The following is an 8143-nucleotide window of genomic DNA, read 5'->3' as shown; positions in this document are numbered from 1 at the left end:
CAGCAGCTTGGCCATGGAACACCTCCCTCCCTGCGCTAGTAAGCGCTGTTGAGTACCGGTACACCGTAACGCTGACTACCGGTACTTAGCAAGACGGAATAGCGGAGGTGTGTGCCTGCACTGCGAACGCCCAGCTCAGCGGCAGCGGCCTGTCTTCACGGCACCGCCCGCCTGCAACTCACCGAGCCTGGCGGGCGGTTCGTCCAACGGGATCGCTCGGAGTCCGGGCCTGACGAGACCTCTCACCAGAGGAAGACCTCCCCGTCGGCCCGCTTCTGGATGCAGTAGGTGCCGAACGCACGCGCCTTCACGGCCATGTCGGCATTCCCGGTGAGCCGCGCCGCCTCTTCGTACCAGTCGTACGTCTGGGCCGCGTGCGAGCGCCGCTCGAAGTGGAACTCGACGAATCGACGGAACTCCGACCGCATGGACTCCGGGGAGAAGCCGCTGCCGACGCCGAGGAGTTCTTTGAGCTCCGCTTCGGACGCCTCGGGCCGTTCGATGATGCGGACGGGCTCGGTCGCGGGTACTTCCCCCCGGATCGCGATGGGCTCATCGGCGCCCGAGAAGTCGAGGCAGAGGGAGAGACGGGCCGTCTCGGCGGAGCTGCGTGTCGAGTGAGGATCGGTCGTGTGAATCTTCCAGACCTCACCGCGGCGGAGGTGGTAGACGGTGTCGTTCTCCGAATGGAGGTTCTCCTCGCTGGTGCGCAGCGGAATCTGCAGCCTGGTGCCGGGTTCGGCCCATTCGAGGAAGTCCACATGCGGGGCGAGGATGGCGTCCTCGGCCCGGAAGATGCGCACCCACTGCAACCGGTCCAGGGGAAAATGCTCGGTCACCAGGGACATGATGCCCGGCAACTGCTTGCCCAGGTCGGTGAGGGCCATACGGCCGTCATGGGGGCGGAACGAGGTGTCGGAATCCGCGCCGCTGCCGTTGGCCAGGACGTGGGACGACCACGAACCGAAGGTGAAGGCGTCGTATTCGCCTCCGTACGCATGGCCGTCAACGACGGAGAACTCGGAATCCAGGTCGTACTGGTCGATGGGCAGCACCGCGAGCCTTTGTGACTTGAGCAAGGAAGTCCCTCCCCTTCAACAGTCAAATTATTCGACATGCCAGGTAAGCTGCCGAGCAGGTCATTTCCGTCCGTCACCGTAACTGTTCCGGAACGCGTCGGCTTCGCTGCGCGCAGCTGCTCTTAGTCGGCCTTGAGCATTCTTCGAGCACTCCTTGAGCGGATGATGTGATTCGCGCCGATCCGCACATGTCACGGGCGCGAAAGAGCCGCCCGGCGCCCCGGCAACCAGGCGGGGAAGAGCGTGAGTTCCTGTCCTGTTACCGGGACACCGGCGCCCTGCGGGGGCGTTCGCGCACTGTCATCTCTTGTGCGGGGCTTCCCGGCCAAATATCTTGGCTTTGCGATGGCCCCCGGGCGTGAACAATTCACCAGGAGAAATCCCCCGGACTCCTTTCAGCCATTCAAAGGATCCATCTCGCCGACGAGGCAACGGAAAATTCCCTCAGCGGCCGTGATGGCGTGGGCAGGCACTCCCATTCGGCGCAGGAAGGAAAAGGCTGGCTATGGAATCGTCGCCGCAGGTCAAGGAGCGAGAGGGGCAGGACGAGGCTTCGGAGGGACAAGGCGCGCCTTCGGGTGCGCCCGAGCCACTGGTGCGGGAGGTCTCGGCACTGTGGCAGGAGTACCTCGACGCCAGTGACGTCGGGGCGGACGATGACTTCTTCGCGCTCGGCGGCAACTCACTGCTCGGAATCAAGATCATCGACCGAGTGGCCAAGGACTACGGCGTCGAGCTGTCCGTACGCGACTTCTACCTGGCTCAGACGCCGGCGCGCGTCGCCGAGCTGATAGAGCAGGGAAGGGCCAGGCCGTGAGGTTGATGCCGGGCGCCCCCCGTGACATCGACCTCGACAGCGTCGACCTGTTCGACCTGGACCTCTACACGTCGGGCGACCCGCACCCCATCTGGGACGCGATGCGGGAGAAGGCGCCGCTGCACCACCAAGTCCTGCCCGACGGACGGGAGTTCTGGTCCGTCACCCGCTACGAGGACGTCTGCCGGGTGCTCGGCGACCACCGCGAGTTCACCTCCGAGCGCGGCACCGTACCCACCCACCTCGGGACGGACGACGTCGCCGCAGGCACGCTGATGACGTCCACCGACCCGCCGCGGCACACCGAGGTCCGCAGGCCCCTCGGGTCCAAGCTCACCGCTCGGGCGGTGAAGTCCTGGGAGGACAGCATCCGCACGACGATCGTGCGCTTCCTCCAGCCCGCACTCGACGGGGAGACCTTCGACCTGGCCGAGCGAGCACTGCTCCTGCCCGCCCTGGTGACGGGCCCGCTCCTCGGGATCCCGGAGAAGGACTGGGAAGAACTCGTCCAGCTGACCGCGATGGTGACGGCTCCCTCGGACCCGCACTTCCTGCAGGGCAGCGAGGCCGCGACCCTGGCCATCTCCCACCACGAGCTGCTCAGCTACGTCAAGGAGTGGGTCAAGACGCGGCGGGCCGACGAACACGAGGACGACAGCCTGCTCCACCACCTCATGAGCGTCCGCCCGGGAGGCGCGCCGCTGACCGACGAGGAGATCGCGCTCGACGGCTACAGCATCCTGCTGGGCGCCAACGTCACGACCCCGCACACCGTTTCCGGCACCGTGCAGGCACTCATCGAGCGGCCCGAGCAGTTCGCCAAGGCACAGGCCGACCCGAGCCTGATCCCGAACCTGGTCGAGGAAGGCCTTCGCTGGACATCGGCCGCCTGCAACTTCATGCGGTACGCCGTCGACGACGTCCAGATCGCCGGAGGCACGATCCCGGCCCGCGGAGCGGTCGTCGCCTGGATCGGTTCGGCCAACAGGGACGCGTCCCAGTTCCCCGACCCGCACGACTTCGACATCACACGCAGTGGCGCGAAACGCCAGGTGGCGTTCGGCTTCGGAGCACACTTCTGCATCGGTGCGCCGCTGGCCCGGATGACCCTGCGCATCTTCTTCGAGGAGCTGCTCCAGCGGTTCGGCTCCATCGACCTCGCCGGCGAACCGCAGCACCTGCGGTCGTACTTCATCGCCGGGATGACCCACCTCCCCATCGTCGCCCAGAAACGAAGGACGCCATGACATCCGGCACCGCCACCGCCACGTCGCCGTGGTTCGTCCGGCCGCAGTCCGGCGATCACCGCGCACAGCTCTTCTGCTTCCCCTACTCAGGGTCAGGAGCTTCGGCGTTCAGCGCCTGGCCGACCGCCATCGACGATGTCGAGGTCAGCCCGGTGCAGTTCCCCGGCCGCGAGAACCGGCTGGCCGCACCCCACTACGGCACCTACGACAACCTCGCCGCCAGCCTGGTGGAACAGCTTGCGCCGCGTTCCGACCGGCCGTTCGCGTTCTTCGGGCACTGCGCGGGCGCGCTTCCCGCGTACGAGACCGCGGTTCGGCTCGCCGAACGGGGTCTGCGCCGGCCGGACTGCCTCTTCGTGTCGGGCCAGCCGGCACCGCACGACGCCTCGCGCGACCGGATGCTCGCCATGACCGAATCCGAGCTGCGCGCCGAGCTGGAATCGGTCGTCCGCGGCCGGGGCATCGAACCGCGGCCGGACATGATCGATGTGGGCCTGGCAGTGCTGCTGCGTGATCTCGCCGCCGCGAGTGAGTACCGGCGGACGGAGCCCGTCGCGGTGGGATGCCCCATCGTCGTACTGCACTGGCGGGACGACCCCGAGATGACTCTCGATCAGCTCGAGGGCTGGCGTCAGTACGCGGATTCGGTCGAGTTCCGCGTCATCGACGGCGGACACCACGATTTCCTGAAGGCGCCGGAGGAACTGCTGAAGCTGCTGACCTCCTGGCACTGACGCGGTACGCGGCTTGCGGCGCCCTGCCCGGGAGACCGGGTCATGGGAGCGCCGGAGGACGCCCGCGCGCATCCCCGCAGATCTCGCGGGGACGCGCGCGGGCGTCTTCGTGGGATCCATCGGGGACGACCACGCGATCCGGCTCCGCCAGCACGGCAGCCGGCGCATCGACCGCCACTCCGTCACCGGGGTCCACTGCAAAAGCCATCGGCCGATGGCCCACCGCGGGTGTCCGCGGTGGGCCATCGGCCGATGCTGCTGTGTTCCTGCTGTGTTCCTGCTGCGCTCAGCGGGACGTGGTGCCCTCGCGCAGCCGGTCGATCATGTGCCGGGTCGTCTCGATCGGGCTCTCGGAGAGGTCCTGGGACCGCACCGGCAGGGCCGCGTTGAGCTTGGCCGCCTGGTCGTCCCACTCGTCCTGGCCGGCGAACGGAATCGTCTCGCCCTCCTGGTAAGTGGGGAAGGGGCGGTAGCTGTTGAGGCCCTTGGTGTCGCTGCCGCGCACCAGCAGCGGGTCGATGTAGACCCCGTTGCCGTGGGTCTGCGTGCTCGTCGAGATGTAGCCCATGTCGAGACCGCACCGCCGCTTGGCGGAGGTGTTCGGGTCCGAGCAGTGCAGCAGGTTGGGGTGATGGATCGATACGTCCCCCGGCTGGAGCTCGATGTGCACGATGCCGCGCTCCTCGACCCACTCGCGCACCAGGTTCTCGTCGGAGGAGGAGAACAGCATGTTGTCCGTGTCCGTGCGGGACGACGGCTGGTGCAGCGGCAGCGCGTGGCTGCCCGGGATCATCTGCAGGCAGCCGTTCTCCGTGGTGGACTCGTCGACGGCCAGCCACACCGTGAGCGCCTCCATGGGGCTCAGCGGCCAGTACGCCCCGTCCTGGTGCCACAGCACGGGCTGTCCGTCGTACGGAGGCTTGCAGATGTAGTGGGCGGTGAAGGACGCCAGATCGGGGCCGAGGAAGAACTCCGCTATGTCCACCAGACGGGAGTCGGAGACCAGGCGCGCCCAGAAGGCGTCGTTGCGTATCAGCGGGTGGTGGAAGTGCTCGGGACGAAGATCCGGGTACTTGCGGGTGAGCCAGTCGACATGGGCGTTCACCTCTTCCAGGAGTTCCTTCGAAACGACGTTGCGGATGATGGAGAAGCCCTGCTCGGCGTACTCCGCCGCAGCCTTCTCCAGAACACCATCGCCGAGTGGGTTCATGCGTCAGCTCCTTTTCAGGTGTTTCGGGTACTGCATGCCTTGCGGAACGGGTTATATGCCCGGCGCGGCCATGACGGCGAAACCGCCGACCAGCGCGAGAGCGAGCATTAGGCGTTCGGCAACCTCGATGATTTTGATCGACAGCGACTCCGGCGCGTACGAAGGCGCGGCTTGCCCTGCCGGGGCCTTCCGCTGTCCCGTCGACAGGACAGCGGTGCGGACGCCCACGTCCGCCGGTATTCAGCGGATACCTCGTCGCGGCCGACCATAGAGCGTGTCCCGGCTGCCCGTCCATTACTTCACGGAATGTCGAACGGCAGCCACGTCCACCCTGACCGTTGAACGGGCGGACGGGGGCCCAAATCTGGATGTGAATCTGTGATTTTCAGCCGCCTTCTGGAATCCTCGTAGGCGTGGCACATGAGGATGGAAATGCTTCCATGAACCCGAATTGCACATCTCTGCCGGCGGACGGCGCAGTTACTTTCGCAACCCGACAGGCATCGACTAAGAGTGGGGCGAGTACGCTGACTGAATTGGAAAAGCTGGTGCGCGCCGTGCCCGATCCGGTCGTGCGCGAATTCCTGCTGATGGCGGACGATAGCATCGTCACGGTGCTCCCCTATGCGCTGGCCATAGCCGCCCGACTTGGTGTGGCCGACGCTTGTGCGCCGGACGGGTCGACGCCCGAGGAACTCGCGGACACCGTCGGCTTCGCGGCGGAGCCGCTCATGAGCCTGTTGAACGCCCTCACCGGTGCGGGCTTCTTCGCCCGGAACCATCGTGGGCGTTTTGCCCCCACGGAGTTGGGCGCGGTCCTCAAGGCCGACTCGGCCGTGTCGATGCGGGCCACGCTGTCCAACCTGGATTCGTACCGGGCCTGGTTGCGGGCAGCCGACGCCGCGGCGGACAGGAAGCCGCTCCCGGCGGCCCACGGCGAGACCTTCTTCGTGGACCAGGACACGAAGCCCACGTCCGAGGCCGCCTTCAACACCCGCATGAAGGAGCGGGCCAAGCGCCTTTACGGCGGCCTGGCCGAACTTCCGGTGTGGGACGAGGCGCGCACGGTCATGGACATCGGAGGCGGCACGGGCACGGTGATCTCCGCGATCCTGCAGGCCCAACCACACCTGAGCGGCGTGCTGTTCGATCGCCGCTCGGTGATCGACCTGGCGGCGCACGACACCCCGCTCGCCCCGGTCCGGGACCGGTGCACGCTGGTGACCGGTGACTTCTTCGACGAGCTCCCCAAGGGTGCGGACGTGCACGTGCTGGGCAGCGTGCTGCACGACTGGGACGACGAGAAGGCTGCCGACATCCTGCGCGCCAGCCTCAGGGCGCTGTCCCCCGGCGGCCGGATCCTGGTGTGCGAACTCCTCGTGCCCGAGGCCACCGAACCCCATCCGGCACGCTGGAGCGACCTCGGCATGCTGGTCCTCCTCGGCGGCCGGGAGCGCACGCTGTCGGAGTTCGACAAGCTGTTCGCCGCCGCGGGCCTCGTCAGGACCAGGGTGCTGCCCGTCGGGGAGTCGAGCTTCAGCCTCATCGAGGCGACCGCGTCCCCGTCGCTCCTGCCGAGCGGCTGACGGCCGGTCCGGACGGCTCCGGACGGCCCCGGACAGCACGCGCTCAGGAAGTGGGCTCCACCAGTAAGCACGATCCGTCGGTAGGCACCATCGGAACGTTGAGCAACGCCCGGGTGCGTCCACAGCATCCGCTCCGTTGCCGACCCAGGAGTGGAAATGGTCTCGATGAAAGATGTCCTGGTGGTCGGCACCGGTTTGATAGGAACCTCGGTCGCGCTGGCCCTCAAGGCCCACGGGGTCGGCGTGTACCTGAGGGACTCGGATCCCGTCTCGGCCAAGATCGCGTCCTCGCTCGGCGCCGGCTCCGTGGAACAACCGCCGAAGACGGTGGATCTGGCCGTCGTGGCCGTCCCGCCGGCGCTGGTGGCCGACGTCCTCGTACGCCTGCAGGCCGAAGACGTGGCGCGGCACTACACCGACGTCGCCAGCGTCAAGGCCAGGCCGCAGCAGGACGTCATCGCTCTCGCCTGCGACAACGCACGCTACATCGGCGGCCATCCGATGGCGGGCAGCGAGCGCAGCGGGCCGCTCGCCGCCCGTGCGGATCTCTTCGACGGGTGCAACTGGGTCCTCACGCCCACGAGCGAGACCGACACCGACACCCTGAACGCGGCACTCCAACTCGTGGCGGTGTGCGGGGCCGTGCCCGTGTTGATGGAGGCGGCGGCCCACGACCGCGCGGTCGGCCTTGTCTCGCACGCCCCGCACCTGGTGGCAAGCCTGGTCGCCGCCCTCCTGGAACCGGCCGATGAGCGCATGGTGAGCCTCGCGGGCTCGGGCGTACGCGACCTCACCCGTATCGCGGCCGCGGACCCGCGCCTGTGGGTGGACATCCTCGATGCCAACGCGCTGGTGGTGGCCGATCTGCTCGAAGAGCTGTCGGAGAGCCTGGACGACGCCGTCATGGGTCTGCGGGCCATGGGGGCGACCGACGACGACAAGCGCAGCAATGGCGCGCGCATCGTCGAGGACCTGCTGCGCCGCGGACAGGCAGGACGGGCCCGGATCCCCGCCAAGCACGGCACCGTTCCGGAACAGTACGAGACGGTGACGGTCATGATCGGCGACCAGCCGGGCGAACTGGCCCGGCTCTTCACCGACGCCTCCAGCGCCGGCGTCAACGTCGAAGACGTGCACCTGGAGCACTCGGCAGGCCGGCCGACCGGCCGTGCCCAGCTCAGCGTCACCCGGGATCTGCGCGAGGTACTGGTGACGACCCTGCACAACCGTGGGTGGCGGCACCACTAGCGGCGCCGAGCTCTCCCCCGTCGACGCACGGCCCTCAACTCGCCTGACAAAACAGGTGAGTTGGGGGCCGTTCGCGATGGCCGTGGACCTCCGGACGAGCGGTGCGGATCCACGCCTTCCCTAGTCTGTCTTGCTAAGTACCGGTAGTCAGCGTTACGGTGTACCGGTACTCAACAGCGCTTACTAGCGCAGGGAGGGAGGTGTTCCATGGCCAAGCTGCTG

The 8143-nt window shown here is 67.6% G+C and carries 7 protein-coding genes; 5 read left to right on the top strand and 2 right to left on the bottom strand.

Annotation, left to right across the window (positions count from 1 at the left end):
• Nucleotides 1-242: 242 nt before the first annotated feature.
• On the bottom strand, nt 243-1079 hold the full coding sequence (locus tag AC07AG_RS42545; protein ID WP_478762570.1) for a putative nonproteinogenic amino acid hydroxylase: 837 nt from the start codon (nt 1077-1079) through the stop codon (nt 243-245).
• 505 nt (nt 1080-1584) lie between these two features.
• On the opposite strand from AC07AG_RS42545, the gene AC07AG_RS42540 reads away from it, so the two are divergent.
• From AC07AG_RS42540 to AC07AG_RS42530, 3 genes are read left to right on the top strand one after another with little or no spacing between them, the layout of a single operon-like run.
• Nucleotides 1585-1896, top strand: a complete 312-nt coding sequence (locus AC07AG_RS42540) for a phosphopantetheine-binding protein (protein ID WP_478762568.1) — start codon at nt 1585-1587, stop codon at nt 1894-1896.
• A gap of 5 nt (nt 1897-1901) precedes the next feature.
• Entirely contained in the window at nt 1902-3143 is a 1242-nt protein-coding gene (locus tag AC07AG_RS42535; RefSeq protein ID WP_478762574.1) for a cytochrome P450, read from the top strand.
• A complete protein-coding gene (locus tag AC07AG_RS42530; RefSeq protein ID WP_478762566.1) occupies nt 3140-3877 on the top strand; it encodes a thioesterase II family protein in 738 nt (245 codons plus the stop codon). The genes AC07AG_RS42535 and AC07AG_RS42530 overlap by 4 nt, the downstream gene beginning before the upstream one ends.
• Nucleotides 3878-4163: 286 nt before the next feature.
• On the opposite strand, the gene AC07AG_RS42525 is transcribed toward AC07AG_RS42530, so the two are convergent.
• The gene (locus AC07AG_RS42525) at nt 4164-5087 is read right to left on the bottom strand and encodes a phytanoyl-CoA dioxygenase family protein (protein ID WP_469031493.1); all 924 of its coding nucleotides are present in this window, start codon (nt 5085-5087) and stop codon (nt 4164-4166) included.
• Between the two features lie 536 nt (nt 5088-5623).
• Between AC07AG_RS42525 and AC07AG_RS42520 the strand changes: the two genes are divergently transcribed.
• Together AC07AG_RS42520 and AC07AG_RS42515 are read left to right on the top strand one after the other, a co-directional pair.
• Entirely contained in the window at nt 5624-6673 is a 1050-nt protein-coding gene (locus tag AC07AG_RS42520) for a methyltransferase (RefSeq protein ID WP_478762564.1), read from the top strand.
• A 165-nt stretch (nt 6674-6838) separates the two neighbouring features.
• Nucleotides 6839-7921 (top strand): prephenate dehydrogenase, encoded by a 1083-nt coding sequence (locus AC07AG_RS42515; RefSeq protein ID WP_478762572.1) that lies wholly within the window; start codon nt 6839-6841, stop codon nt 7919-7921.
• Nucleotides 7922-8143 lie beyond the last annotated feature (222 nt).

The sequence above is a fragment of the Streptomyces sp. NPDC044044 genome, from assembly GCF_056434405.1.
This window is presented reverse-complemented; position numbering and strand designations above follow the sequence as displayed.

Coding starts and splice junctions, on each gene's coding strand:
- AC07AG_RS42540 (WP_478762568.1), top strand. CDS start 1,585: ATGGAATCGTCGCCGCAGGTCAAGGAGCGAGAGGGGCAGGACGAGGCT.
- AC07AG_RS42535 (WP_478762574.1), top strand. CDS start 1,902: ATGCCGGGCGCCCCCCGTGACATCGACCTCGACAGCGTCGACCTGTTC.
- AC07AG_RS42530 (WP_478762566.1), top strand. CDS start 3,140: ATGACATCCGGCACCGCCACCGCCACGTCGCCGTGGTTCGTCCGGCCG.
- AC07AG_RS42525 (WP_469031493.1), bottom strand. CDS start 5,087: ATGAACCCACTCGGCGATGGTGTTCTGGAGAAGGCTGCGGCGGAGTAC.
- AC07AG_RS42515 (WP_478762572.1), top strand. CDS start 6,839: ATGAAAGATGTCCTGGTGGTCGGCACCGGTTTGATAGGAACCTCGGTC.